Origin of the sequence: Rufibacter hautae, from assembly GCF_008271695.1 — a bacterium.
GTDB classification, from domain to species: Bacteria; Bacteroidota; Bacteroidia; order Cytophagales; family Hymenobacteraceae; genus Nibribacter; species Nibribacter hautae.
Window position 1 is genome coordinate 221,727 of sequence record NZ_VKKY01000003.1, and the last position, 26,051, is coordinate 247,777.

Consider the following 26,051-nt stretch of genomic DNA (forward strand, 5'->3'; position numbering starts at 1 on the left):
ATCTCCTTTTGAAACATGTCCTGGTTACCGGTGGCAGTGGCCTTTTAGGCCATTTTCTTTTACAGCGTCTGCTGGAGGAAGGCTATGTGGTTACGGCTATTATTAGGAAAACTGAGTCGAAAATAAAGCATCCTAACTTAAAGTGGGTTGCGGGAGATATACTAGACCCTTTATTGCTGCGGTCTTTGGTGCAGGGGGTGGAGGAAGTCTACCATTGCGCAGGCTTTGTCTCCTATGCCCCGCAAGATGCCGGGCTGCTGCAGCAAATAAATGTAGACGGTACGACCAATGTAGTAGATGCCTGTCTGGCAACTCCGGGGGTGAAGCTCTGCCATGTCAGTTCTATTGCGGCCATTAACCGGAAAAAGGGCGAGAAACTCATTCAGGAAGACGTTAAGTGGGATCCGGCAGTAGAGAGGTCGGTGTATGCGTTCTCCAAGCATTATGCGGAGATGGAGGTATGGCGAGGGATCTCCGAAGGTCTGCAGGCGGTGATTGTAAATCCGTCAGTCATCCTAGGGCCTGGTGATTTAGAGCGAAGCAGTACCCAACTTTTCAAATATATTTCCGATGAGCGTGCCTTCTATACCCAAGGGTATGCTAACTTCGTAGATGTGCGGGATGTGGTAGAGTGCATGTGGCGGTTAATGAACGGAAACCACTGGGGCGAACGTTTTATCATTAACGGACACCAGGCCTCCTACCATGATTTCTTCCAGGCCGTGGCATCTTTGATGAATAAAAAGGCTCCTAACGTGAAAGTGCCTTCTTGGGTGGCAGAGATAGTATGGCGTTTAGAGAGTGTTCGGGGAAAATTGACAGGAACCAAACCGCTGATTACCAAGGAAACTGCCCGGATGGCAAAAGAGGAGCACTTTTATTCCAATTCAAAAGTAAAGGCAGCAACTGGGATTACTTTCTGTCCGTTGCAAGATACCCTGCGTTGGAGTTGTGAAGAGCTTGCGAAAGCAGGAACCATCCAGCGCACTTAAATAGGGTAGAGGTGTTGTATTGAGAAGGGCCATGACCATGGCCCATGTTGAGATTTACTTGTAGATGAACGATAATTTTGAAGATTTCTCCAGCGAAGACCTGGACCTTGTAAGAAGGTTCGAAAACATGCTGGAGTCTAATACTACTGTTTTCTTTGATCTCTCAGATTATGAGAGTATCATAGATTATTATGCCAATAGCTTTAACTACAGCCAAGCTTTAAAGGCTTGTGATGTGGGTATCACGCAATATCCTTTTTCCACAGAATTGCTCATAGACAAGGCGCAAGTGCTGGCTATGCTGGGGGCGTTTGACGAGGCATTGAACCTTGTGGAGGAGGTGGCGCAGATGGAGCCTGACAATGAAGATATCCCTTTGACCAAAGGCATTATTTTTAACCAAAAAGGAGATTTCGCGCTGGCGATTGACTGTTTCAAGCAGGCGGTGGACCAATCTGAGGTAAAGGATGACATCTATTTCAATATAGGGCTTTCGTACCAGAGTTGGGGCAAGTTCAAGGCCGCCATGAAGTACTACAAGAAGAGCCTGCTCCTGAACATGGAGAATGAATTGGCGTTGCAGGAACTGCTGTATTGCCTGGAGATTACCGGCGAAGGTGATGATGTCATCAACTTCTTCCAAGGGTTCGTGGATGAGGACCCGTATTCTGCCATGGCTTGGTTTAACTTAGGTTTGGCGCAGAGCAGATTGGGAAACCATGAAAAGGCCGTAGGGGCTTATGAGTACGCGACGCTTATTCAGCCGGATTTGGCTCCTGCGTACGTGAACCTGGCTAATAACTACGTGTACATGGGCGAGTTCACCAAAGCCATTGAGGCTTTCCAGAGCGCTTTAGAGCATACGGAGCCAAACGCCGATATCCTGTGCAACATAGGTGAGTGCTATGAGAAACTTTCGCAGTGGGACCTTTCGCACAAATACTACCAGAAAGCCATTGACCTCTCTCCAGAAATGGACGAGGCTTGGTTTGGGATTGGGGTGATTCTTGACCTGCAGGGCAAATGGATGGAAGCCGTTCATTTCTATAAGAAAGCCATCTCCTTTTACGCCGAGAACTCAGATTATTGGCTGGCTTTGGCCGCGGCCGAGTACCAATTGGGTAACATCATCTCCAGCGTAGAAGCCTACGAGCAGGCCAGCACCCTAGCCCCCGAGAATAAAGATATCTGGCTGAACTGGTCCATCATCCTGTACGAGCAAGGCAACTATGAGGGGGCTATCGACCTCCTCCTGAATGCCTTAGAGTTGCAGCCCGATGAAGCCGAGCTTCAATATCGTCTTTGTGCCTATAGCCTGGCGGCAGGAAAGTATAAACAGGCATATAATTATTTAGAAAATGCCTTAATTTTGGACTTCGATAAGCATAGGCTTCTCTTCGATTTCTTTCCTGAACTGGAGTCCCAGCGGGCCCTTGCCCGCTTGATAGACCAGTATCGCAAATAACGCTTACATGAACTACGAACTTACCCACCTCCCTCAACGCACTTCTAAACCAAGAGACAGCGGTTTTACCATGGCCATGGACAAAGGCCTTAGCTTACGGGAAACCGAGAATTTTGTAGAAGTAGCCAGTGAGTACGTAGACATTGTGAAGTTGGGCTGGGCTACCTCTTTCGTGACGCCTAACCTGGACCAGAAGCTGGATATCTACCGGGCTGCCGGAATTCCCGTGTACTTTGGCGGTACCTTGTTTGAGGCCTTCATCGTGCGGGGGCAGTTTGAGGATTACCGTCGTTTGCTGGATAAATATAAACTTCAATTTGCCGAGATCTCAGACGGTTCCATTGAAATGGACCATGAGCTCAAATGCAAATACATCCGCACATTGGCCGAGCAGACCACGGTTCTTTCAGAGGTTGGATCTAAAGACGACCAGAAGATCATCCCTCCCTATAAATGGATCAGCCTGATGCAGGCCGAACTGGATGCCGGGGCCTGGAAGGTAATTGGTGAAGCCAGGGAAAGCGGTAACGTGGGGCTTTTCCGCTCTACCGGAGAGGTGAGAAGCGGCTTGGTGGAGGAGATCCTTACTAAAATCCCTTTTGAGAAAATCATTTGGGAGGCACCGCAAAAAGCGCAGCAGGTATTCTTTATCAAATTGCTGGGGGCCAACGTGAACCTGGGCAACATTGCGCCAAACGAGATCGTGCCGCTGGAAACCATCCGGTTAGGCCTCAGAGGCGATACTTTCACGCATTTCCTTGACAAAGGAATGTTAGATAAACTTGTCTAAGCACCCTACTACAGCCCTATGGAGTTACTCCGTCAGTTCATTGATTTGTTTCTGCACCTGGACCAGCACCTAAGCCAGATTATCTCTGACTATGGTACCTGGACCTACGCTATCCTTTTCCTGATCATTTTCGTGGAAACCGGGGTGGTGGTTATGCCTTTTCTGCCCGGCGATTCGCTCTTGTTTGCCGCTGGTGCGTTTGCCGCCACCGGTGTTCTGAACATTTGGGTGTTACTGGTTTTGCTTTTTGTGGCTGCTTTTCTAGGAGATACCCTAAACTACCTCATCGGGGATTACTTTGGGCCTAAGGTGTTCAAGCGAGACTACCGGTTCCTGAAGCGGGAGTACCTGCTCAAAACCCAAGCTTTCTATGAGAAACACGGTGGCAAGACCATCATTTTCGCCCGTTTCATTCCCATCATCCGTACGTTTGCCCCCTTTGTGGCTGGCGTAGGGACCATGAAATACAGCAAGTTTCTTTCGTACAACATCATAGGTGGTTTCCTGTGGGTAGTGGGCTTCACGGTGGCTGGCTTCGTATTCGGGAACATTCCGGCGGTGAAGAAGAATTTCTCCTTCGTGATTTTCGGGATTATTCTTATCTCAATCATTCCGCCCATCATTGAAATTGTGAAGCAGAAAATGAGCCCACGGCAGCAGTAGCCCTCACACTAAGCCAACTCGCAGATTACCGGATATGGAAAATGTTTACGGGCTGGTGGGCTACAGGCTTGGCCACTCTTTCTCCCAAAAATACTTCACAGAGAAATTCCTCTCAGAGGGAATCAACGATAGCGTTTACCACCTTTTTGAGTTGGACAGTATCGCTGAGTTTCCCGGGTTGTTGCAGAAGTATCCTAATCTGAAAGGCTTGAACGTGACCATTCCGTACAAAGAAGCGGTCATTCCTTTTCTTGATGGGTTGGACCCAGCCGCGGCTCGCATTGGGGCGGTGAACGTCGTCAATTTTGAGAACGGCCGACTGGTTGGCCACAACTCAGACTATCAGGGCTTCATGCAATCGCTACAGAATTTTCATCCGTGCTTTCCTCTGTCGCAGGCGCTGGTGCTGGGCACCGGGGGAGCAGCCAAGGCAGTGATGGCGGCGTTGGAATATCTAAACATTTCCTACAAAGTAGTTTCCAGAGAGAAAAAACCGGGTCTGCTTACCTACGGGGAGCTCACGCCCGGCGTCATGGCCTCGGTGTCCCTTATCATCAATACCACACCGGTAGGCACTTTCCCCAAAGTAGACGAGGCCCCGACTATTCCCTATGAGCTGCTGTCTTCGCACCATTACCTATATGACCTGGTGTACAACCCCGCTGAGACCCTGTTCATGAAACGCGGCAAGGAGATGGGCGCCAAGACCATCAATGGCTACGAAATGCTCTGTCTCCAGGCCGAAGTTGCGTGGCAGATCTGGCAAAGCTAATCCCATTTGCAACTTCTTTTCTTTAAAACAGCCCTAAAACAGGGAGAGCAACGCTATGCTCGAGGCTGTGATATGCTCCGATTTCTGGGTATCTTACCTGTGGGCAGCGAAATTTGGTTATAGATTTAAAATAATTTTCTTTGACTGCTTAGGCCATGCAACCATTGTGGGCTCGAAGGGCTCTTACCTGTAGAAGATCATTTTAATGACCCTCCGTTGAAGATATTTAAACCCAAAGATCCTTCAGAGGCAGACCTCATCAAGCGGGCGGTAGCCGGCAAACGGGATGCCCAGCATCTGCTGTACCAGCGGTACGCGGGTAAGATGCTGGCCGTGAGTAAGCGGTATGCCCGTACGGATTTTGAGGCCGAGGATATCCTGCAGGATTCATTCATCAAGGTCTTCCGGTATCTGCAGGATTTCAAAGGCGACTGCCCGCTGGAGTTCTGGGTAAAGCGCATCGTGATCAATACCGCCCTGAAACACCAGCGCACGAACCGGCACCTCATGGTCACTGACCAGGAAGAGGAATGGGACGATGTCTCTGAGCACGATAACATAGACAGCCAGTTTGCCTACGAGGAGCTGCTGGAGCTGGTGCGGGGCCTGCCGCCGCGCTACCAAGCGGTTTTCAACCTGTACGCCATTGAAGGCTTCTCGCACAAAGAAATAGGAGAGATGCTGGACATCACCGAGAGCACCTCCAAGTCACAATATTCCCGCGCCCGCGCCAGCTTACGGCAGGCGTTGCTGCGGCTAAAACAGCAATACCATGAAAAAGTCACCGGCTGATAAAGAGAAAGGCCAGTCTGTGGAGGACATCTTCCGGAATGGCTTTTCTGAAGCTGAAAGTGCTCCACCACCTAGAATTTGGGAAAACGTGCACCGAGAAATGGAAAACAAGGAACTGCACCGTTACCGGCAGCAGGCGAAATGGTACCGTTCCATGGCGGCAGCTCTCCTGTTGCTCCTCCTCTCGGCAGGCATCATCGTTTGGCAGCAGCAGGAATCCACTCCTATGGTTGGGCAACAGGAGGGTACCCTTGCTTCCGCGGCGGGGCAAAAGAACCAGAAAGCTCCTGCAGCCTCAGCTCCCCACGGCCCGGCGGCCGATGTAAACCTCCAGGAAAGCTCGGTTTCGGAGATGAAAGACGTTACAGAAGGTACAGAAACAGAAGCTTCAGAAAGCCAAATCACACCTGAGGTGCTAGCCTCCGTTTCAAGGGCATTTTCAGGAAAACAAGCCCAAAACGAAGCTGTCGTGAAGGGCGCTCCCAATACGGGAACCTATCCTCTAAATGAGCCCCGGACGGCGCCAAGCACAGGAAAAGCGCCGCAAAGCACCAAAGAAAATCCTGCTGCTCCTGAGGCGCTGGCAGAAGCCAAACCTGAATCGGAAAGGATTGCCATAATGGATGCCGAAAGACCGGTAACAGACAGAACCATCCTAGCTAAGGGGGCAGAAGACAAGCCTTTTCCTTGGTCCGCGGCAAATAATCTGGCCTTTTCCAGAGGACTGCCCGCCGGCTCAGATTCAGCTAAAGCAGCGCCTGAGAGAAGTATTCTGGTTCAGAAGGAAGCCCCGATAACAACGCTGGCCCAGACCCCTGCGGCTAAAAAAGGCAATGAAGCGGAAGAAAGTGACGTTTACAAGTGGAGTGTGACCATGGCATATAGCCCGCAGTACGCTTACGCACCGGTGAAATTGAGCGATAATTCTGTTATGAACGCCCCTGCCGTAGGCCAGAACTCATCATTATATGCGCAGTACCGCGAAGCGGTGGAAGAGTATAACCACAGCTATACGCCTACCTACTCTTATGCCGCTCTGGTGGGGGCCAGTTATCAGATCAATGACAAATGGCAACTAGAAACTGGGGTTTTGTACACGCAGAATGAGGCAACCACTACCCAGTCTTACCTGGTGTACCAGGGGGGCTTGGCGGTTAGCCCGGCAGGCTTTGACCTAGGGAATTCGGCGGGCAAGAGCACGCCTTTGGTGACCAGTGCTTTCAACAATGATGTGGCGGCAAGGGCGATCACCGTAGACCGCACTGACCGCTACAACACCAGGTACCGGTATCAGCAGGTAGGTCTGCCGGTTAGGTTGGCGTACCGGCTGAACATGAAGAAGTTGTACGCGCTTTTCTCTGGCGGGCTTAACATGAACCTGTTGGTGCAGAACACCATCATGCCAGAGACAAACCAGATAACTGGGGTGAAATATGGGCTTAATGACAAAGATTCTCCCTTCCGGACGGTGCAGTGGGCAACTACCACGTCAATAGGAGTGGGCTACGACGTAACCAAGAAAATGAGTGTACTGTTAGCGCCTGAGTTCACCTACTCTCTCAGCCCCATGCTGCGGGAGTCACAGAAGCAGGCCAATACGTACCAGCTTGGGGTTAGCATTGGCGGCAGATGGCGCCTTGCCAAGTAGTTTTATTTTATTTTTACCAACAGCAGTAGGGGTATGCCTTCCTTTAGTGGTCTCCTCTATCCAGGCATACGCTTACCAAGTTCCTTTACCATTATGAACAAGACTTGCTCTCTCCCCAAAGTAGTAAGAAACTGGGCATTGTTGTTTTCTGTACCCTTGTACATCGGGACCTCCGTTCTGTGGCTCAAAGAAGAAATCAAGGATGTTGTAACCGAAAAAGAACAGAACATTATTGCCGCCATGAAACGTCAGGTACAGAAGGCGGTGGCAGACAAGAAGGTAAAACAAAATACCTTGGTTCTGCCTTGATTAGCAATCAAATATTGAATATTTTATAACCAAAAATAATATCTTTATAATTAAATTTGGTCTTCAGGAAAAATTAAGGTTTTTGAGATAAATGCGTTTAAAAGGAGTAGCTTTTTTAGGGCTTGCTGGTTTGTTAACGTTCGCTAGCTGCGAAGATGAAGAGGTAACCAGCGATTGTTTTGAGGCGGTGGTCTTAGACCAGGGCTGTGGTACGGTATTAGCCATCCTAGATACAGCCGCGGCCCAGATAGTGGATGCCAAGCCTAGTAATGATTCTGTGTATGTGAACACCTTTAACCTGCACCCCATTTACCAGGTACCCGGCAAAAGGCTGTACATCACCATCCAATCAGTCCCGCAGAACGAGGCGCCCAGTTGCCCCGGCTTTATCCCTATCATCTATCCGCACATAAAGGTGCTCACTGTGAGTGAGTCGCCTTGCAACTAACTATAGAAGGTACTTCTTCAATCCTATAAACAGAAACGCCGCTTTGCCTGAAGCGGCGTTTTTTGCGTCTTTTTAGTAAAGCAGCCGCAAAACACTAGTATATTTAGCAAGAAGGTAAACTCTCTTGCGCGGCTTGGTGTTATAATACGTTACCTTTGATCGTATTTACTTCCTCTATGGATTTTCAATTAACATCAGAATTCCAGCCTACCGGCGACCAGCCCAAAGCCATCAAGGAGTTGGTGCGCGGCATCCGCACGGGTGAGCACGCCCAGGTGCTGCTGGGAGCCACCGGTACCGGTAAAACCTTTACAGTCGCCAACGTGATACAAGAGGTGCACAAACCTACGCTGGTGCTTTGCCATAACAAAACCCTGGCCGCGCAGCTGTACGGCGAGTTCAAGCAGTTTTTCCCCAACAACGCGGTAGAGTATTTCATCTCGTACTATGACTACTACCAGCCCGAAGCCTACATCGCTTCGTCTGACGTGTTCATTGAAAAGGACCTGGCCATCAACGAGGAGATCGAAAAACTACGGCTGCACTGTACCTCGGCCTTGCTTTCGGGCCGCCGCGATGTGATTGTGGTAGCCTCCGTGAGTTGCATCTACGGTATAGGCAACCCCGAGGAGTTCGGGAAGAACGTGATTCCGCTGGCGCCGGGCATGAAGGTGAGCCGCAACAACCTGCTGTACCAGTTCGTGTCCATTCTCTACAGCCGCACCGAGGTGGAGTTCACACGTGGAACCTTTCGGGTGAAAGGCGATACCGTGGACATTTTCCCGGCGTACGCCGATTTTGCCTATCGCATCTATTTCTGGGGAGATGAGATTGAGTCCATCCAGCGCATTGATCCGCAGAGTGGAAAGAAGATCGCCGATGAGGAAGGAATTTCCCTGTTTCCGGCTAACCTCTTCGTGACGGGCAAAGACACGCTGAACCAAGCCATCAACGAAATTCAGTTCGATATGGTGGCCCAGCACGAGTACTTCCTGAAAGAAGGCCGCGACAACGAAGCCAAACGCATCAAGGAGCGCACCGAGTTTGACCTGGAGATGATCCGGGAGCTGGGCTACTGCTCCGGTATTGAGAACTACTCCCGCTACTTTGACCGCCGCGAACCCGGTGCCCGCCCGTTCTGTCTGCTGGACTATTTCCCAGATGATTTCCTGATGGTGATTGACGAGAGCCACGCCACGCTGCCGCAGGTACGCGCTATGTGGGGCGGTGACCGCTCCCGCAAGACGGCGCTGGTGGAGTATGGCTTCCGGCTGCCCGCCGCCATGGACAACCGTCCGCTTACCTTCAATGAGTTTGAGAGCGTGATGCACCAGGTCATCTTCGTGAGCGCCACGCCCGGAGACTATGAGATCCAGAAATCCGAAGGCGTGGTGGTGGAGCAGATCATCCGGCCTACGGGCTTGCTAGACCCAGAGATCGAGATCAGGCCCAGCCAGAACCAGATAGATGACCTGCTGGATGAGGTGGACAACCGCATCAAAGCCGGCGACCGTATTCTGGTGACCACGCTGACCAAGCGCATGGCCGAGGAACTCACCAAGTACATGGAGCGCCTCAATATTAAAGTGAAATACATCCACTCTGAGGTGAAAACCCTGGAGCGGGTAGAGATTCTGCGCGAACTTCGTCTGGGCGTGATTGACGTGCTCATTGGGGTGAACCTGCTGCGTGAAGGCCTTGACTTACCAGAGGTGAGTTTGGTCGCCATCCTGGACACCGACAAAGAAGGCTTCCTGCGCGACCAGCGTTCCCTCATCCAGACCATCGGCCGGGCCGCCCGGAACGAGAACGGCAAGGTGCTCATGTACGCCGACCGGATGACCGGTTCCATGCAGCGGGCCATTGACGAGACCAACCGACGTCGCGCCGTGCAGATGGAGTACAACCTGGAGCACGGCATTACGCCGCGCACCGTGCTCAAGTCCAAAGAAGCGATCATGGAGCAGACCTCGGTGGCCGATAGCAACAAGCGCGAACCGAAGGCCTACGCCGGCCCTGATGAAAACCTGATGTCTGTGGCCGCTGATCCGGTGGTGCAGTACATGAAGAAAGACGAGCTGGAGAAAGTCATCAAGAAGACCGAGAAGCAGATGGAAGCCGCCGCCAAAGAGCTGGACTTCCTGCAAGCCGCCAAGTTCCGCGATGAACTAGCCGAGCTGCGCAAACTCCTGAAAAGCAAGCGCGATTAAGCATTAGATATATGTAAAAGGAAGCCTCGCCTGTTTTGAAGCCGTTTTTATAAAATTGGCTTTAAAACAGGCGAGGCTCTTTTTTGGGAATTCAGTACTAGGGCAGTAGAACTACTTTTTGGGTTCTCTGGTACGTGTCGGTTCTCAGGGAAATATAGTAGACGCCGGGAGCCGCCTGAGAAGGTTTCCAGCGCAACGTGTTAACTCCGGCGGAGGCCTGGTGCATTTGGTTGTACACGTTGGCTCCTTTGGCATCTGTCACTTGAAGCTGCACCGTTGAAGACGAAGAAACGGTAAACCGAAGGCTTAACTGTTCTTGAAAGGGATTGGGGTAAGCGTCCAGCGTGAGCTTGGAAGCATCTGAAGGTTTGTCTGTGCCTAACAGGTAGATTTTGGAATAGATATAGTTGTCAAAGGGCTGCAACACGAAGATTCTGTTGCCCTTGCTTTCGGCAAACTGGAAGTGCTGCAGACTGGAGGCGTAGGGCGGAGTCCCGATGTTCTGCATATCGCTCGCCCAGGTCAATCCTTTGTCTCTGGAGACCAGAATGCCGCGGCCTGGCCAGTTGCTGGTCCAGAGCGTGCCGTCTTTGCTTACGTAAAAGCTGTGGGCCACGGGCTGATCCCAATAGTTCCAGGAGGTATTGTTGGTGAGAAACAAGGGCCGCCATGTTTTACCACCGTCCGCAGATTTCAGGGTTCCTCCCACAGCCGCACTGTGGTCACTCCCTGCCACTCCAATATATAGGCTGTCATTTTCATCTACCGCAATAGAATGCAGGTACGCCACATTGAAGGTGGTCACCTCCCTGAACTTAATGTCAATGGGCTGCCAAGTGGTTTGCTGCTTTTGGCGCGTGAATAAACCTATTCTGGTGTCTTGCCGCCCGTTGCCGTCATGGGTGCCCACGTACACCTGGTCGTTCTTCCCGACAGCTAAATTCCAGGCGCTCAAGGTGCCTGTCATGCCTTGGCTATCCTTCGTCCAGGTTTGGCCATTATCCGTGGAGGTGAAAACGCCATCGCCCACGTAGAACTCTTCATTGCTGCCGTCTTCGCCCAGGTCTCCGGTAACCAAATACAGTTTTCCCTGGCTGTCTGACACAATCTTCCGGATGGAGAACGCGCTGCTAACCGAATGTGAACTCCAGGTCTGGCCATGGTCCAGGGAGCGGTAGACGGTTCCTTTTCCGCCGGCCAGCAGGGTTCCGTCTGCCTTCGCCATGATACTGACCACTGCGTGCGGCAACACCTGGTGCCAGGTCAGGCCTTCATCAGACCTGAGGATACCGGCATCGGTTGACCCCACGAAGATCTTGTCGTTCACCGGGCTCACCGCGATGCTGGTGGTGTTGGCAAAAGTGGGGCTAAGGGGTGGGCCAGGAGTCCAGACTGCCTGTCCGGCTGCTTTTGTTAAAAACAGGCCTAAAACGGAGAGAAGCGCCAAAAATGGTTTCATAGAGTAGACAAACTGATAGGGACGGTTATAAGAGTGTTTCCAAGATGAAGGAAGAGGTTGCAGGGTAAGACAATTTTTTGCAGAAGCTGCTGAAATTATCTGGTTGGGCATCAGTTGTTTGGTACAGCATCAGGCAAAAGCACTTACTCTGGGATTAGGGGTAAAGGCCCTTGGAATGGTCTTTGCTTTGTAGAATTACCTGTTTTTAGAACGTGTGGTGGGAACATATCAGGTGCAGTTGGAATCTAAGAGACAGGGATCGCTCCATCTAACCCTTATGTTACCGTGAAAAAACTTTTCCACCTGCTCTGGCTTCTGGCCGCTCCTTATTTAATGGTTTCCTGCACCGATGAAGAGGAACCAACTCCCGCCCCTTTTTCGCAGCTTACCTCTACGGTGGTGTACTCCAAGTATACCAATGACGGGTATTTGCCCAAAGACCATCCGACCACGGAAATGCGCGTGTACACGGGAGATACCATCCGCTACAAATTCAAGTTTGAGACGAACAAGGGGATAAAAGACTTCAAGGTCTATGATAACCTGCGCGGGCGGGAATGGCCCTTGCTGGTAGGCAATAGTGGCGAGCTCACCCAAAAGGATGGGGTATGGGTTAGCGAATACACGCTGGAGTACCTGGTCAACAGTTATGTGGTGCAGGCCAAACCCGGCGAGACCATCACCCTCACGGTGGAAGCCGAGGATAACAGCGGCACCATCTACAAAGACCCTGGCACCGGTAAAGTCCCTGAAATCAAGTTGACCATTGCCGAACCGTATGTGTACCAGGGGGTGAGGCTGTACAATCACTGGGGAAACTCCAGAAATTCACTCATCATCACAGACTTGACCGCCGCAGCTGATATCCCTCGGCAAGGATTACAAAGTGAGAATATTTACACCTTTACTGCCTTGTTAACGAACAAGATGCCGCCTCGGGGTTGGTTTGACAACCGTTTTGAGCATAGTTTTTCCGCAGGTGAGCGGAACGGAGACCAGCAAGCTACCTTCGTGAAAGTGCCAAGCGGGGCCAAGAACTGGAACCAACCGAATCAAATTGCTTTAGGCATGAAACAGCAGTATAGACCTGCCGTGAGCATTGTGGAGAACGTGCAGGAAGGAGACGTTTATGCCTTCAAAGCCCATAACCATTACGGTAATCCTTGGGTTATCTATGGACTCATAGAGGTGAAAAAGATTGTAGACGATGGTGGTGACACCGTCTCTAAAACCGGCCACGATGAGGATTACATGGAGTTTGACATCAAGTATTTCCCGGGGTTCCGATATTAGTTTTAGCTTGATTTCACTAAAACACCCTTAAAACGGAAAAGCCGCTCTACTTAGCAGAGCGGCTTTTCCGTTTATGAAAGAATAGCTTAAATCAGCTTGTCTGGCGTGATAGGCAATTCCCTGATCCGTTTACCGGTGGCGTTGAAGATGGCGTTGGCAATGGCCGGGGCCACCCCAATGATTGCAATCTCCCCAATCCCTTTGGTCCCGTTCGGATTATTGATCAAATCGGGTTTGTTCACGAACAAAGACGAGATGTTGGGGGCATCGGCGTGCACAGGCACGTGGTACTCGGCAAAGTCTTTGGTCACGTACCGCCCGAAGCGGTGGTCAATCACGCCGCCTTCGGTGAGGGCCATACCAATGCCGCCTACCGCGCCGCCAATCATCTGGTTACCGGCCGTTTTGGCGTTGATGATGGTGCCGGCATCGGCGCAGGACACCATGTTGGTCACGCGGGCCTGGCCGGTCAACGGATGTACCTGCACCTCGGCAAAATGCACCGAGTAAGAGTACATGGAGTATTTCTGGCGCAGGCTGTTGTCTGGGGAAGATTCCTCAGATACCTCCAACTCCGGCAAGTTCTGCTGTTTCAGGATGTCCGTGAAGGAAAGCCGCGCCGAAGGAGAAGCCGTGAGGGAGACATACCCGTCTTTGAACGTCAGGTTCTCCACCGTGGCGCCTTTGAAGCTGGTATCGGCATTGCCGGCCACCATGCTGGTCAAGCGCTGCTTCAAGGCCTGGCATACCGCATGCACCGCCGAACCCACCGTGGCTACCGTAGCCGATCCACCCTGGCTGGGCGACGGCGGGTACAGCGAACTACCCAACTCAAACACTATTTTCTCTGGCGGCAAGCCCAGGTTCTGCGCGGCAATTTGCACCATGGCGGTGCCGGTTCCCGGCCCGATGTCGGTGGTGGCGCTTTGCATCACCAGCGTACCGTCTTTGTGCAAGGTGCCTTTTACTTTAGCCCGGCCGCGGTTTGCCCCGAAGGTACCCACGCCCATGCCGTAGCCTACAAGCCATTCGCCGTTCTTCACTTGGCCGGGTTTCAGCTGGCGTTTGCTCCAGCCAATCCGCTCGGCGCCCATTTGCATGGCTTCCTTCAGGTACTTGGTAGACCAAGGCAGGTTCTTCTCCGGGTCTTTGTCGGTGTGGTTGATCAAACGGAATTCCAGCGGATCAATGCCCAGCACGTACGCCATCTCGTCTAACGCACTCTCCAGCGCGAAAGCTCCCGTGGCTTCGCCCGGACCACGCATCCAGATGGGCGTGCTCACGTCCAAAGGAAGAATGCGATAGCGGGTAGTCACATTGGGGCTGGTGTACATCATGCGCGTCTGCTGCAAGGTAGACTCGGTGAATTCCTCGTAAGAAGAAGTCTGCCCAATGGCCTCGTGCGTGATGGCAGTGATTTTACCGTCTTTAGTAGCGCTCATACCTACCTTCTGCCAGGCATGCGGCCGGTAACCCACCATGGTAAACATCTGCTCGCGGGTGAGCATCAGTTTCACGGGGCGGTTTACTTTCTTCGCGGCAATAATGGCGGCGGTCTCGTGCGGCCAGGTGTGCAATCCATTCCCGAACGCCCCGCCCACAAATGTGGCAATCACTTTCACGTTTTCGACCGGGATTCCCCAATCTTTGGCAAAAGCGTTTTGGGTACCAATGACCGCCTGCGTTTTGTCATAGACGGTGAGTCTGTTATCCGCCTCCCAGTGCGCGATGATGGACTGCAACTCCATGGGGTTATGGAACTCCGTAGGAATCACGTACTCGCTCTCAATTTTCAGCGGCTCATTCTTGTACGCGTCTTCTTTGCCCCGTACGTAGTCAGCCAGTCCGTGCTTGGGATTACGCTTAGCAGCAGTAGGCAAGACGGCTTTGGGCACGTTTTGGTTAAAATCAGTGGCGTGCTTGTCTACATTGTATTGCGCTTTCACCAATTTGGCCGCGTACATGGCCCGCTCCAGCGTATCGGCCACTACTACCGCAATGGGTTGGTCGTTGAAATGGATCTGGTTGTCAATGAAGACCTGCAGCGGTTTGCCGGCCGGCTTGGGCTCGGTGGGGTGCGCCTCCTGGGCATAGCCCGGCACTTTGGGGGAGTTCTGGTAATGCAGTACGGCTAGTACACCCGGCGCATTCTCGGCTCTTTTAGTATCAATGCTTTTGATGCTGCCTTTGGCAATGGTGCTGCCTACCAGCACGGCGTGCGCCATGTTGGGCAACTCGTATTCAGCAGAGTATTTGGCGGCACCCGTTACTTTCAGGCGGCCATCTACCCGGTCCATCGGCTTGCCAACGGTATCTTGGAAGAAATAATCTTTCATAAGGTGAGGGATTATACGGCGCCTGCCGCGTTTTTCAGGGCCTGCACAATGGTGTTAGGACCTAGCTTCAACTTGAATTTATTGTGCTCAAACGCTTTCGCGCCGCGCATGGCAATCTCGGCCGCTTGCCGGAACGTGGCTTCGTTGGCGGGTTTCCCGGCCAGAAACTGCTCGGCTTCGTTCAGGCGCCAAGGTTTATGCGCCACGCCGCCCATCGCTAATCTCGCCGATTTGATGTTGCTGCCGTCCATATCCAACGCCGCCGCTACCGATACCAGCGCAAAGGCATAGGAGGTTCGGTCGCGTACTTTGAGGTAGTTCACATGCTTGGTGTAAGGATGCTCCGGTACATCTACAGACGTGATCAGTTCGCCTTTCTGCAGGTTGGTATGGATCTGGGGTGTATCGCCGGGCAGGCGGTGGAACTCGGCAAACGGGATTTTTCGGTCACCTTTCGGTCCGGAAACCAACACCACCGCATCCAGGGCTATTAAGGCCACGTTCATGTCACTGGGGTTCACAGCGATGCATTTATCACTGTGCCCGAAGATGGCGTGCATGCGATTGTAGCCCTCTAGTGCGCCGCAGCCCGAGCCGGGCTCGCGTTTGTTGCAGGGCATGGCCGTGTCATAGAAATAATTGCACCGGGTACGCTGCATAATGTTTCCGCCCACGGTGGCCATGTTCCTGAGCTGCGCCGAGGCACCCGCGTTCAAGGCCTGCGAAAGCAGCGGATGTTTCTCCAGAATCAGTTTGTCTTCGGCTACGGCGCCGTTCAAGGCCAAGGCCCCAATGCGCACGTGCCCGTCTTCTTTCTCAATTTTTCGGAGCGGCAGCTTGTTGATGTCCACCAACTTCTCGGGGTTCACAATGCCGCGTTTCATGAGGTCTACCAGGTTGGTGCCTCCGGCAATGAACATGGCGGTCTCGTCTTTGGCAACTGTGTCAATAGCCGCCTTTTGCTTGCTGGGCTTTACGTACTGAAACTGTATCATACCCGCTGTCCTCCGTTTTTAACTTCTTTGATGGCGTTCACAATATTGGGGTAAGCGCCGCACCGGCAGATGTTCCCGCTCATGTACTCCCTAATCTCATCGTCAGAATCGGCGTGGCCTTCTCTGATGCAGGCTACCGCGCTCATGATCTGGCCCGGGGTGCAGTAGCCGCACTGGAAACCGTCATGCTTGATGAAGGCTTCCTGCATGGGGTGCAGTTTATCGCCATCGGCGAGGCCTTCTATGGTGGTGACTTCTTTGCCGTCTACCATGGGGGCCAGGGTGAGGCAAGACAGCACGCGCTGCCCGTCTACGTGCACGGTGCAGGCGCCGCACTGGCCGTAATCACAGCCTTTTTTGGTGCCGGTCAGGTGCATCTGCTCGCGCAGCAAATCCAGCAGCGTGGTGCGCGGCTCCACGGAAAGTTTGCGTTTTTTGCCGTTGATCTCCAGCGTCACGTTCACCTTTTCAAAAGCGGCGGCCACTTTCTCCTCAAACTTCAGATCGGCGGCTTTGACGGCCACCCCCGGCGTTAACGCGAAGGCAGTAAGGATAGAAGATTGTTTCAGGAAATTGCGGCGGGCTTCATCAGGGCGTTTCCCGTCCTCCCCATTGGGCAGAGGTTGGGTCAAGTCTTTTTCTACGGCCATATAAACAAAAAATAAGTGCGGTTTTTGGAAAGGCATATTACCCAAAAAGGGCGTCAGAATCAATTTAAATAACAAACGGATGGCAAGCCGATGGGTTGGCGGACAGGTGTCATTCTGGGAAATAAAGAAAATTAGCAGATAACTCTCCTGCTTTCAGGCTGATTTTCTGGAAACAGGCGCTAAACGGAAACCTGCTTTCCGCAGGCAGAAAGTCATGGAATTTTCTGCCGAACTCTGGCGTATCTTTGCGGCCAGATTAGATTTAGTTGTATGTCCGTTTCCCCTTCCGCTGTATTCACGTTCAGAACCGCTACCCCAAAAGATGCCCACTTGCTCGCCGATCTGGGCTGGCGCACCTTTGACGAAACCTTTGCCGCCTACAACCGGCCCGAGGATATGGAAGCGTTTCGGCCTACCATGTACACTCCGGAACTCCAGGCCGCAGAACTAACCGATTCAGATTCTGAATTCCTGATTGTGGAAGTGGAAGGAGAAGCCGTGGCCTACGTGAAATGGAACACTTCGCCGGCACCTGAAGAGATCTCAGGCCAAAAGCCTTTCCAGATCAGCCGCCTGTATTTGCTCCAGGCCTGGACTGGCCGGGGTTTAGGCGATATTTTAATGAAAATGAGCTTAGAACGCGCGCAGCAGAACGGGCATGACGTGGTCTGGCTCACCGTGTGGGAAAGCAACGAGCGGGCCATCCGGTTTTACCAGAAATACGGTTTCAGAGAAGCGGGCGAGTTGACCTTTGTCTTAGGCGAAGACGTGCAGCGCGATCTATACATGCAGCGGGAGGTGTGATGCTCAAGACATTCTGTACAAGTTAAAGAATGTTAAACTTTTACCACGGATAGTTATTCTTCTTACCTTAACCCAGGAAAATAACTAGCCCTTATGAAGAAATTCCTCTACTCTTTCTGCTTGTTTCTGCTGTTGGGTGCTGGGCACTCTGCATTGGCCCAAACGTCCACCGAGGCGTTTGCCCAGTACCAGGCCAAAGACTACAAAGCCTCAGGCCAACTCTACGATCAGTTCCTGAAAACCGGCAAAGGCACCAGCACCGACTACTACAACGCGGCCTGTTCCTGGGCCTTGGCCGGCGATAAAAACAAGGCTTTTACCTACCTCAATCAAGCCGTAGCGAAAGGCTGGGAAAACAAAAACCACCTCCAGAAAGACACCGATCTCACCAGCTTGCATGCAGATAAACGCTGGACCAAACTGGTGCAGGACCTGGAGGCTAAGCTTATCAAGTTGGAAGCCAACTACAACAAACCCCTGAAAGCCCAACTGGAGAAAATCTACGAAACCGACCAACATTACCGGGGTATGCTGGATTCTGTGCAGAAGCATCACGGCATGGAATCGGCGCAATGGAAAGACACCTGGGATAAAATAGAGGCTCAGGACAAGGTCAACCAACAACAGCTAATTGAAATCATAGAGAAACATGGCTGGCCGGGCAAAAGCCTGGTAGGGCAACAAGCCAGCCAAGCCGCATTTCTGGTGATTCAGCACTCTGACCGGGAGCTCATGGAGAAGTACTTGCCCTTGTTGCGCGAAGCTGCTGCCAAAGGCGAAGCTTCCAAGAGCAGTCTGGCCCTTATGGAAGACCGCGTGCGCATGAACCGTGGCCTGCCCCAACTCTACGGAAGCCAACTGCAGATGAACCCCGAGACCAAAAAGTACGAGCTCTACAAAGTAGAGGACGAAGCCAACCTAGACAAACGCCGGGCAGACATGGGCTTAGGCCCAATTAGCGAGTATATGAAATTGTTCAACAAGTAAATTCTCTGGCGAACCCATAAAACTGAATCGGGGCTGTTTTGATGATAACAGCCCTGATTCAGTTTAGACAACTAACAACCCGCGTTCCCGCAGGTCCAACCAGGTATCGGTGATTAGGAACTCCTGGAAGGTGAACATCTGGCCCTCGGGGTAATCAGTGGCCATGTCTTTGAGCAGGTATTTGGTGCCGAAGTCCTCTGACAGGCGGGCAAGCCAGGTGTGCAGCCATTGGCCAACCTCCGGCACAGTCCTGATCTCATACTCCTCGGTTTTCTCAATAAAGGTGAGCAGAGCGTTCTGGAACGTACGGCCTTTCTTTGTTTTGGTCACCACTTCTATCTCCGGGGCATTGCCCAGCCACAGCACGCGCAGGTTCTGCTTCTCAGAATCCGGTTTGCCGATGGCCTCCACCGCCTGGGCAATCATGTTCTTGGGATGGGAGGCACGTGGAACCTTGAAGTCGAACCAGAAAGATAGCGGCTCTTCCAGCCCGATGCCGTGCATGTAGTTATACAAGGCTTTCGCCAAACCAGCCCCGAAAAGCTCATGGTCGGCACCCTGCGGGTCTTCGTGCCACAAATCATTATCGGCGAACAAGCCGGGTTCCGGACCCACTTTCACCACGCCGTATTTCTCTGGGTTCTTACCCACGGGGCTGTGCGCGGTCATGGAGAACCGGTGCCAGTACCCGCTCTGAATCACATTCTGTTCAAACAGCTGCCGCACCACTTCCAAAGAGTCAATGGTCTCCTGCGCAGTCTGGGTAGGGAAGCCGTACATCAAGTACGCGTGCACCATAATGCCGGCAGCGGTGAAGTCGCGGGTAACGCGGGCCACTTGGGCAATGCTTACGCCTTTCTCCATCTTCGCCAGCAGGCGGTCAGAGGCCACTTCTAATCCACCGGATACCGCAATACAACCACTAGCCGCCAACAAGCGGCACAAATCAGCGGAGAAGGTTTTCTCGAAACGGATGTTACCCCACCAAGTAATCTTCACGCCTCGGCGCAGCAGTTCAATGGCCAAATCTCTTAAGGCCAAAGGCGGGGCAGCCTCATCCACGAAGTGAAAACCCGTTTGCCCGGTCTGCGCGATGATCTGCTCAATGCGGTCTACCAGCAGGGTAGCGGGCGCGGCCTCGTAACGGGAAATGTAATCCAGGGTGATGTCACAGAAGGAGCAGCGTTTCCAGTAGCAGCCGTGGGCCACCGTGAGTTTATTCCAGCGGCCGTCTGACCAGAGGCGGTGCATGGGGTTGAGCACCTCTACCACGCTCAGGTACTCGTGTATTTTCAGGTCGCTGTAATCAGGCGTGCCCACCTCCGTGTGGGGGATGTCGGCATCCGTGGAGCCGTTGAGATAGTGTACCTCGCCGTTCAGGAGCAGGAAGGTGCGTTGCAGTTGCTCTACTTCGCGTTGGCCTTGGAAATACTCCAGTAATTTTAGCCATGGGCCTTCCCCGTCGTCCAGCGTGATAAAGTCAATGTATTTGAAAATGCGCGGCTCGCGCAGGCTTCTCAGTTCGGTGTTGGGGTAGCCGCCGCCCATGAGCGTTTGCACGTGCGGGTATCTCTGCTTGATGAACTGGGCCAGCCGAAGCGCAGCGTACAGGTTGCCGGGGAACGGCACAGAGAAACCCACCACGTCGGGCTGTACCTCTTGCATCCGCTCGTCCAGCAAATTCAGCAGCATTTGGTCTACCAAATTGGGCGCGGTTTGCAGTTCTTCTTCCAGCGGGTCAAAGGACGTGGCACTCAGGGCCAGTTTATCGGCGTAGCGGCTGAAGCCGAAGTGCGGGCACACGGTCTCCTTGATCAAATCGGCGAGATCCTCCAGGTACAAGGTGGCCAGGTGCCGGGCTCTGTCGGTGATGCCCATGGCCCCGAAGGCTTCCTCCAAATCGGCTAACTGCAGGAAACGGCTGGCCTCGGGCAGGAAAGAGCCCATGGCAATGGGATGCGCCAGGGTGCTGTCGCGGCCCTGCAGAAAACGAACCACCGGCTCAATGGTGTCCAGATAGGCTTTGCGCAGGCGCAGCATGCGCTGGCTGTTGTCAGACAGTTCGTAGGTGCCGTCCAGAATCGCCTGGAATACCTGGTTCAGGCCTTTTTTAGAAAACAGGCGCAAAACCAACTCCAACCCAAAATCGGCTTGGGTCACGTCAAACCCGCGGCCGCGCAGAAAACCTTTGATATAGGCTGTAGCGGGGTAGGGCGTGTTCAATTGGGTGAGCGGCGGCGTGATGAGCAGGATTTTAGGAGCGGAGGTCAAGGGATTCAATTTTGGGCAAAGGTAGTGAAAGGAGTATTGAGTCTTAAGGCTAGAGTTTGTAGCGCCGTTTAAAGGATGATTTCTAAAAAACAGCCCCGAAACGGCGATCACGGCAGTTGCATGAGAAACAGCCGCTTCTGCATTTGAGTTCGATGGAAAGGCGTCCGCAGCCATAAACCGAGCAGGAAGGTAGAACCAAAAGCAAGGCACGGAGAAAAGCTTCTCAGGATTAGGAGGATGAATCAAACGTGCCGCGCTAACCACCTTCGGCAGACCTCGTATAAGTACGGACTCGCTGAACAGCTTCTTTTCGCCAATTCCACCGGCTTTCGTTTCGGCACATTACCCCAATTGCTTTCTCTTTATAGCTTATATTAGTCCATATGGAGCAAACAAGCATTGCCATCGTTGGAGGAGGGTTAAGTGGCACCCTGACGGCTATTCACCTGCTGCGGGCGGCCCGAACCCCCACCACGGTGTACCTGATTGAAAAGGAAGCCCGGAAACTGCACCGTGGGGTGGCCTACAGCAGCAGTCTGCCTTTCCAACCCCTGAACGTGCCCGCGGCCCGCATGACCTTGTTCCCAGAAGTACCGGACCATTTTGTGGATTGGCTCCGAGAGCACCAAACCTCCTATGCCAGTCAGTTGCCCACGCCGGTGACTCAAGAGGCTTTTATCCCGCGGTGCATCTTCGGGGATTACGTGGAAGATTGCCTGGCCTCCGCCGAAGCCAAGGCCTGCGAGGGGGTGAAGTTGGTGCGGGTAAACCAGGAGGTGATTTCTTTAGAGCAAAAAAGCGGCGGTCCTTCCTTTGTGGTATCCCTCACTACCGGAAGTTGGCTGATGGTGCAGAAAGTGGTGCTGGCGCTCGGGAACCTTCCGCCGGCAGATATTCCCATTTCCAACAGAGCTTTCTACGGATGCTCTCTGTACAAAGCCTCGCCCTGGTCCCCGGAAATATTGGATGAACTGCCGCTCCAGGCCCCTTTGCTGCTGCTGGGTTCCAGCCTGACGATGGTAGATTTGGTGGGCAGCCTGATAAAGAAAGGGCACCAGGGCAAGATCTACGTGGTGTCCCGGCACGGTTTGCTTCCGCAGGCGCATCAGGTAGACACCGTGCCTTACCCTTTGGCTCCGGTACGTTTGCAGAATCCTCTTTCACCCTTGAAAGCCATGCGCCTGCTTAGAAAAGAGATCAGGAAAGCCGCCCAGGAAGGATATTCCTGGCACAGCGTGGTAGATGCCCTGCGGGATTCCCTCTCCGGAATTTGGCAGAATTTTACACTTCAGGAGAAAAAACAGTTCCTGCGCCATGTAAAGCCCTATTGGGAAATCCATCGGCACCGCATGCCGCTTGCTTCCTCGCTTATGCTGCAACAACTGCAGGAGAAAGGGCAATTGGTAGTCAAAGCCGCATCGCTGGTAGACCTATATTCCAACGGAAGAGTGGCCCAGGTAAAGATCAGGGAAAGACACAGCGCAGAAACCCATATGCTGGAAGTGGGCATGGTCATCAACTGCACCGGACCGCTGTGTGATTACACCAAAAGCCAGGACCCGCTGATCCAGCACCTGCAGGAACAAGGCATGATCCAGGCAGACGAGCTCAAAATGGGCATCACCGCAACCAAGGAGGGCAACATTCTCAACGCGGCGGGTCTGCCCGTGGAAAACCTGTTCACCATAGGTCCTCCCATGAAAGGTATGCTGTATGAATCCACGGCTTTGCGCGAGATAAGGCAACAAGCGGCCTCCCTGGCCAGCCTGCTTTTATTTGGCGAGACCATGCTGGCAGCGGCACTGTAGATGAGCTTGTTTTGGAGTTGCGCCTAGATGAGTATTCTGTTTTAAGGCCGATTTCCAGAAAACGACACTAAAACAAAAAGTAGACGAAAGATGCTGTAGTTTTACCCGCATCTAACCTTCTTGATCCTATGTTCCTGATTGAACTCACCTACAAAGCGCCGTTTTCAGAGATAGAACCGTTCCTGCCTGTGCACATGGCGTTTGTGGAGAAAGGCTTCGCCAGCGGCTTGTTCCTGGCCTCGGGCCGAAAGGTACCCCGTGACGGCGGCCTCATTTTCTGTAAGGCAGACAGCAAAACCCAGATAGAAGAGTTCATGCAGGAAGACCCGTTTGTGTACCAGGATTTGGTAGAACTGAGGGTAGTGGAGTTTGTGGCGTCCCGCGCCGAGGCCGGCCTGGAAGCCCTGCTGGGGTAATCCGTTTTGGGGCTGTTTTTGGCAAATCATCTCAGAATCAGGCACCATCGCGGGCTGAATTGCAACTAGAAACCGGAAGCTTGTCGTTTTTATCCGTAGTACCGGGTAAGCAGGCTGGCACTTCTGCTTATTCTATCTCAAACCAAACCCAGTTTCCATGGATTTCTACCAGCGCCCCACACAGGAGATTTTACAGGAACTTCAGTCTTCCCCGCAGGGACTCACCACCTCTGAGGCCCAAGCCCGGCTCCAGACCCACGGCTACAATGAACTGAAGGAAGCCGAGAAAGACTCTGTCCTGAAACTGCTGCTGGATACCTTCAAAGACCCCATGGTGATTGTGTTGCTGTTCGCCGCCGCCGTGCAGTTGGCCCTGGGCGAGGTCATAGAAGCGGTCATCATCTTTGCCGTGCTGGTGCTCAACGCCATTGTGAGCGTGGTGCAAACCAAGAAAGCAGAAGGCGCTCTGGATGCCCTGCGGCAGATGTCGGCTCCCTCGGCTAAAGTGCTGCGCGAAGGCATCACCAACACCATTCCCGCCCGCGAACTGGTGCCCGGCGACTTGGTAGTGCTGGAGGCCGGTGATTTCGTCTCCGCCGATGGCCGTTTGCTGGAGAGCGGCTCCCTGCGCACCGATGAAGGCATGCTCACCGGCGAGTCTCTGCCCGTGGAAAAACACGTGAACACCATTCCGGAAGAAGTGGCCCTGGGTGACCGCAAGAACATGGTGTACAGCGGCGCGCTGGTGGTGTACGGCCGAGGCACCTTTGTGGTCACCGCCACCGCCACCAAAACCGAGATAGGAAAAATCGCCGATCTGCTGGCTTCCGCCGAGTCCAAACAAACGCCCCTGCAGCGCAAACTCGCCGATTTCAGCAAGAAGCTGGGCTGGGTCATTCTGGCGCTTTGCGTTGTCATCTTCGGGGTGGAGGCCTTCCGCGTCTGGACCGGTACCGAGACCCAGGACACCACCGGAGCCTTGCTCAAAGCCTTTATGTTTGCCGTAGCCGTGGCCGTAGCCGCCATCCCCGAGGCGCTTTCCTCCATCGTGACTATTGTGCTGGCGGTAGGCACGAACAAGATGGCGCGGCGCCACGCCATCATCCGCAAACTGCCCGCCGTGGAGACCCTGGGCTCCACCAGCGTCATCTGCACCGACAAGACCGGCACGCTCACCCAGAACAAAATGACCGTAGTAGACTACTATGTGCCCGGCAAATCAGAAGACGAGTTCCCCGATGACCCCTCGCGCTGGACGATGGAGGAGCGCCGGCTCATGCAGGTGGCCGTCCTTTCCAACGATGCCCAGATCAACGAAGACGGCGCCGAACTGGGCGACCCTACCGAGGTAGCCCTTATCGCGTTCAGCAACAAGAAAAACCAGCCGTACCAACAGCTTCGGGAGGAGTTCGGGCGCGAGGACGAGTTGCCGTTCGATTCTGACCGCAAGCTCATGTCTACCGTGCACACCATTGAAGGCCAACGGCTCATGCTGACCAAAGGCGGCCCCGATGTGGTGTTCTCCCGCTGCACCCGCGTGCTGGTAGACGGCGAGGAGCAACCCTTCACCCCGGAGCTACAGGCCGAAGCCAGGGAGCAGAACGAGAGCTTTTCTAACCGGGCGCTCCGCGTGCTGGCCTTCGCTTACAAACCGCTGGCCAATGGCTCCTCCATCTCCTTTAAAGACGAAAACGACCTGGTGTTTGTGGGCATGAAAGCCATGATAGACCCGCCCCGCGAAGCCGTGTACGCCTCCATTGAAGAAGCCAAACACGCCGGCATCCGCACGGTCATGATCACCGGCGACCACAAAACCACCGCTCAGGCCATTGCGCGGGACATCGGGCTGATGGACGAGCACGACATTGCCTTGACCGGTCAGGAACTGGATGACCTATCAGAGGAGGAGCTGGACCAAAAACTGGAGCATATTGCCGTGTTCGCCCGCGTGTCGCCGGAAAATAAGATCAGGATTGTGCGGGCCTGGCAACGCAAAGGCAAAATCACGGCCATGACCGGCGACGGCGTGAACGATGCCCCCGCCCTGAAACAAGCCGACATTGGGATTGCCATGGGCAGCGGCACCGATGTGGCCAAAGACGCCTCGGCCATGATCCTCACCGATGACAATTTCGTGTCTATCATCAGTGCCGTGGCCGTGGGCCGAACCGTTTTCGATAACATCAAGAAAGCCATTGCCTACCTGTTTGCCGGGAACCTCGGTGCCATTATCGCGATCCTGTTTGCCCTGGCTTTGGATTGGATAAACCCGTTCACGCCCATCCAACTGCTGTTCATCAACCTGCTCAATGATTCACTGCCGGCCATCGCCCTGGGCGTGGAAAAGCCGGAGCCCAACGTGATGCAGCGCAAACCCCGGGACATCAACGAAGGCATTTTCGCCGGCGACACCCTGCGTTCTGTGCTCATGCGGGGACTGCTCATCGGCACGGCCGTGATTGTCTCTCAGTGGCTGGGCTTACAGCAATCGCCGGAGATGAGCGTGGCCATGGCGTTTACCACGTTGATCTTGGCCCGCACGCTGCAGACCTTCGCGGCGCGGTCCAACACCCAAACCGCTTTCGGGGCCGGGTTCTTCGAGAACAAATATCTGTGGGGAGCGGTGCTGCTCTGTTTCGGGCTGTACGGGCTCACGGTGTTACCGGCCATCAGGCCTATCTTCTCCATTCCCGCGGATTTCGGGTGGGAAGAATGGCAGAAAGCCGCCGGACTGGCCTTCGGGGCCGTGACCTTGATGGAAGTCTGGAAGCTGATGCCGTGGGTATCCAGGAAAAATAAATAAGATGAAAGCTCCTCGGGAAGGCTTCAGAAACAAGTGCTTCTGATTCTTGCCCGTTTACCGGAAAAGAGGCTAAAACCGGATTAGCTCTGGTTTTAGCCTCTTTTCCGGTAAATCGCACTATAAACAAAAAAACTCACTGG

At 53.4% G+C, this 26,051-nt stretch carries 21 protein-coding genes; 16 read left to right on the forward strand and 5 right to left on the reverse strand.

Going from position 1 to position 26,051, the window contains the following annotated elements:
* The first annotated feature begins 8 nt into the window (after positions 1–8).
* The 10 genes from FOA19_RS17305 to uvrB all read left to right on the forward strand — a co-directional run bounded on the left by FOA19_RS17305 (position 9) and on the right by uvrB (position 10,089).
* Positions 9–992 carry an NAD-dependent epimerase/dehydratase family protein gene (locus tag FOA19_RS17305; RefSeq protein ID WP_149092120.1) on the forward strand — a complete coding sequence of 328 codons (984 nt, stop codon included), beginning with the start codon at positions 9–11 and terminating at the stop codon, positions 990–992.
* 64 nt (positions 993–1,056) lie between these two features.
* Positions 1,057–2,457 carry a tetratricopeptide repeat protein gene (locus FOA19_RS17310; protein WP_149092121.1) on the forward strand — a complete coding sequence of 467 codons (1,401 nt, stop codon included), beginning with the start codon at positions 1,057–1,059 and terminating at the stop codon, positions 2,455–2,457.
* Positions 2,458–2,464: 7 nt separating this feature from the next.
* On the forward strand, positions 2,465–3,247 hold the full coding sequence (locus FOA19_RS17315) for a phosphosulfolactate synthase (protein WP_149092122.1): 783 nt from the start codon (positions 2,465–2,467) through the stop codon (positions 3,245–3,247).
* A gap of 18 nt (positions 3,248–3,265) precedes the next feature.
* Complete coding sequence (locus tag FOA19_RS17320) at positions 3,266–3,910, forward strand: DedA family protein (RefSeq protein ID WP_149092123.1); 645 nt, start codon at positions 3,266–3,268, stop codon at positions 3,908–3,910.
* A gap of 34 nt (positions 3,911–3,944) precedes the next feature.
* A complete protein-coding gene (locus FOA19_RS17325; RefSeq protein WP_149092124.1) occupies positions 3,945–4,682 on the forward strand; it encodes a shikimate dehydrogenase family protein in 738 nt (245 codons plus the stop codon).
* Between the two features lie 216 nt (positions 4,683–4,898).
* Positions 4,899–5,474, forward strand: a complete 576-nt coding sequence (locus FOA19_RS17330) for an RNA polymerase sigma factor (RefSeq protein WP_223808966.1) — start codon at positions 4,899–4,901, stop codon at positions 5,472–5,474.
* Positions 5,455–7,122: an outer membrane beta-barrel protein gene (locus FOA19_RS17335; RefSeq protein WP_149092125.1), complete on the forward strand. Its 1,668-nt coding sequence runs from the start codon at positions 5,455–5,457 to the stop codon at positions 7,120–7,122. Before FOA19_RS17330 ends, FOA19_RS17335 begins: the two co-directional genes overlap by 20 nt.
* A gap of 93 nt (positions 7,123–7,215) precedes the next feature.
* Positions 7,216–7,431, forward strand: coding sequence for a hypothetical protein (locus FOA19_RS17340; RefSeq protein ID WP_149092126.1), 216 nt, complete (start codon positions 7,216–7,218; stop codon positions 7,429–7,431).
* 130 nt (positions 7,432–7,561) lie between these two features.
* Complete coding sequence (locus tag FOA19_RS17345) at positions 7,562–7,879, forward strand: hypothetical protein (protein WP_149092127.1); 318 nt, start codon at positions 7,562–7,564, stop codon at positions 7,877–7,879.
* Between the two features lie 176 nt (positions 7,880–8,055).
* A complete protein-coding gene (gene uvrB, locus FOA19_RS17350; RefSeq protein WP_149092128.1) occupies positions 8,056–10,089 on the forward strand; it encodes an excinuclease ABC subunit UvrB in 2,034 nt (677 codons plus the stop codon).
* Between the two features lie 97 nt (positions 10,090–10,186).
* Here the strand turns inward: uvrB and FOA19_RS17355 are convergent, their stop codons facing one another.
* A complete protein-coding gene (locus FOA19_RS17355; protein WP_190300450.1) occupies positions 10,187–11,548 on the reverse strand; it encodes a T9SS type A sorting domain-containing protein in 1,362 nt (453 codons plus the stop codon).
* A gap of 285 nt (positions 11,549–11,833) precedes the next feature.
* Here FOA19_RS17355 and FOA19_RS17360 point away from each other — a divergent pair, with 285 nt between their 5' ends.
* Entirely contained in the window at positions 11,834–12,841 is a 1,008-nt protein-coding gene (locus FOA19_RS17360) for a hypothetical protein (RefSeq protein WP_149092130.1), read from the forward strand.
* A gap of 86 nt (positions 12,842–12,927) precedes the next feature.
* Here FOA19_RS17360 and FOA19_RS17365 read toward each other — a convergent pair whose 3' ends face one another.
* From FOA19_RS17365 to FOA19_RS17375, 3 genes are read right to left on the reverse strand one after another with little or no spacing between them, the layout of a single operon-like run.
* Complete coding sequence (locus tag FOA19_RS17365; RefSeq protein ID WP_149092131.1) at positions 12,928–15,177, reverse strand: xanthine dehydrogenase family protein molybdopterin-binding subunit; 2,250 nt, start codon at positions 15,175–15,177, stop codon at positions 12,928–12,930.
* An 11-nt stretch (positions 15,178–15,188) separates the two neighbouring features.
* The gene (locus FOA19_RS17370; RefSeq protein WP_149092132.1) at positions 15,189–16,172 is read right to left on the reverse strand and encodes an FAD binding domain-containing protein; all 984 of its coding nucleotides are present in this window, start codon (positions 16,170–16,172) and stop codon (positions 15,189–15,191) included.
* Positions 16,169–16,741, reverse strand: coding sequence for a (2Fe-2S)-binding protein (locus tag FOA19_RS17375; protein ID WP_394344112.1), 573 nt, complete (start codon positions 16,739–16,741; stop codon positions 16,169–16,171). The genes FOA19_RS17370 and FOA19_RS17375 overlap by 4 nt, the downstream gene beginning before the upstream one ends.
* 351 nt (positions 16,742–17,092) lie before the next feature.
* On the opposite strand from FOA19_RS17375, the gene FOA19_RS17380 reads away from it, so the two are divergent.
* The gene (locus tag FOA19_RS17380; RefSeq protein WP_149092134.1) at positions 17,093–17,626 is read left to right on the forward strand and encodes a GNAT family N-acetyltransferase; all 534 of its coding nucleotides are present in this window, start codon (positions 17,093–17,095) and stop codon (positions 17,624–17,626) included.
* A gap of 93 nt (positions 17,627–17,719) precedes the next feature.
* On the forward strand, positions 17,720–18,613 hold the full coding sequence (locus FOA19_RS17385) for a DUF6624 domain-containing protein (protein WP_149092135.1): 894 nt from the start codon (positions 17,720–17,722) through the stop codon (positions 18,611–18,613).
* A 63-nt stretch (positions 18,614–18,676) separates the two neighbouring features.
* Here the strand turns inward: FOA19_RS17385 and FOA19_RS17390 are convergent, their stop codons facing one another.
* The gene (locus FOA19_RS17390; RefSeq protein ID WP_223808968.1) at positions 18,677–20,884 is read right to left on the reverse strand and encodes a B12-binding domain-containing radical SAM protein; all 2,208 of its coding nucleotides are present in this window, start codon (positions 20,882–20,884) and stop codon (positions 18,677–18,679) included.
* A gap of 383 nt (positions 20,885–21,267) precedes the next feature.
* Here FOA19_RS17390 and FOA19_RS17395 point away from each other — a divergent pair, with 383 nt between their 5' ends.
* The 3 genes from FOA19_RS17395 to FOA19_RS17405 all read left to right on the forward strand — a co-directional run bounded on the left by FOA19_RS17395 (position 21,268) and on the right by FOA19_RS17405 (position 25,911).
* A complete protein-coding gene (locus FOA19_RS17395) occupies positions 21,268–22,692 on the forward strand; it encodes an FAD/NAD(P)-binding protein (protein ID WP_149092137.1) in 1,425 nt (474 codons plus the stop codon).
* Positions 22,693–22,820: 128 nt separating this feature from the next.
* Positions 22,821–23,108, forward strand: coding sequence for a YciI family protein (locus FOA19_RS17400; protein ID WP_149092138.1), 288 nt, complete (start codon positions 22,821–22,823; stop codon positions 23,106–23,108).
* A 157-nt stretch (positions 23,109–23,265) separates the two neighbouring features.
* A complete protein-coding gene (locus FOA19_RS17405) occupies positions 23,266–25,911 on the forward strand; it encodes a cation-translocating P-type ATPase (RefSeq protein ID WP_149092139.1) in 2,646 nt (881 codons plus the stop codon).
* Positions 25,912–26,051 lie beyond the last annotated feature (140 nt).

Coding starts and splice junctions, on each gene's coding strand:
- FOA19_RS17310 (WP_149092121.1), top strand. CDS start 1,057: ATGAACGATAATTTTGAAGATTTCTCCAGCGAAGACCTGGACCTTGTA.
- FOA19_RS17315 (WP_149092122.1), top strand. CDS start 2,465: ATGAACTACGAACTTACCCACCTCCCTCAACGCACTTCTAAACCAAGA.
- FOA19_RS17320 (WP_149092123.1), top strand. CDS start 3,266: ATGGAGTTACTCCGTCAGTTCATTGATTTGTTTCTGCACCTGGACCAG.
- FOA19_RS17325 (WP_149092124.1), top strand. CDS start 3,945: ATGGAAAATGTTTACGGGCTGGTGGGCTACAGGCTTGGCCACTCTTTC.
- FOA19_RS17335 (WP_149092125.1), top strand. CDS start 5,455: ATGAAAAAGTCACCGGCTGATAAAGAGAAAGGCCAGTCTGTGGAGGAC.
- FOA19_RS17340 (WP_149092126.1), top strand. CDS start 7,216: ATGAACAAGACTTGCTCTCTCCCCAAAGTAGTAAGAAACTGGGCATTG.
- uvrB (WP_149092128.1), top strand. CDS start 8,056: ATGGATTTTCAATTAACATCAGAATTCCAGCCTACCGGCGACCAGCCC.
- FOA19_RS17355 (WP_190300450.1), bottom strand. CDS start 11,548: ATGAAACCATTTTTGGCGCTTCTCTCCGTTTTAGGCCTGTTTTTAACA.
- FOA19_RS17365 (WP_149092131.1), bottom strand. CDS start 15,177: ATGAAAGATTATTTCTTCCAAGATACCGTTGGCAAGCCGATGGACCGG.
- FOA19_RS17370 (WP_149092132.1), bottom strand. CDS start 16,172: ATGATACAGTTTCAGTACGTAAAGCCCAGCAAGCAAAAGGCGGCTATT.
- FOA19_RS17380 (WP_149092134.1), top strand. CDS start 17,093: ATGTCCGTTTCCCCTTCCGCTGTATTCACGTTCAGAACCGCTACCCCA.
- FOA19_RS17385 (WP_149092135.1), top strand. CDS start 17,720: ATGAAGAAATTCCTCTACTCTTTCTGCTTGTTTCTGCTGTTGGGTGCT.
- FOA19_RS17395 (WP_149092137.1), top strand. CDS start 21,268: ATGGAGCAAACAAGCATTGCCATCGTTGGAGGAGGGTTAAGTGGCACC.
- FOA19_RS17400 (WP_149092138.1), top strand. CDS start 22,821: ATGTTCCTGATTGAACTCACCTACAAAGCGCCGTTTTCAGAGATAGAA.
- FOA19_RS17405 (WP_149092139.1), top strand. CDS start 23,266: ATGGATTTCTACCAGCGCCCCACACAGGAGATTTTACAGGAACTTCAG.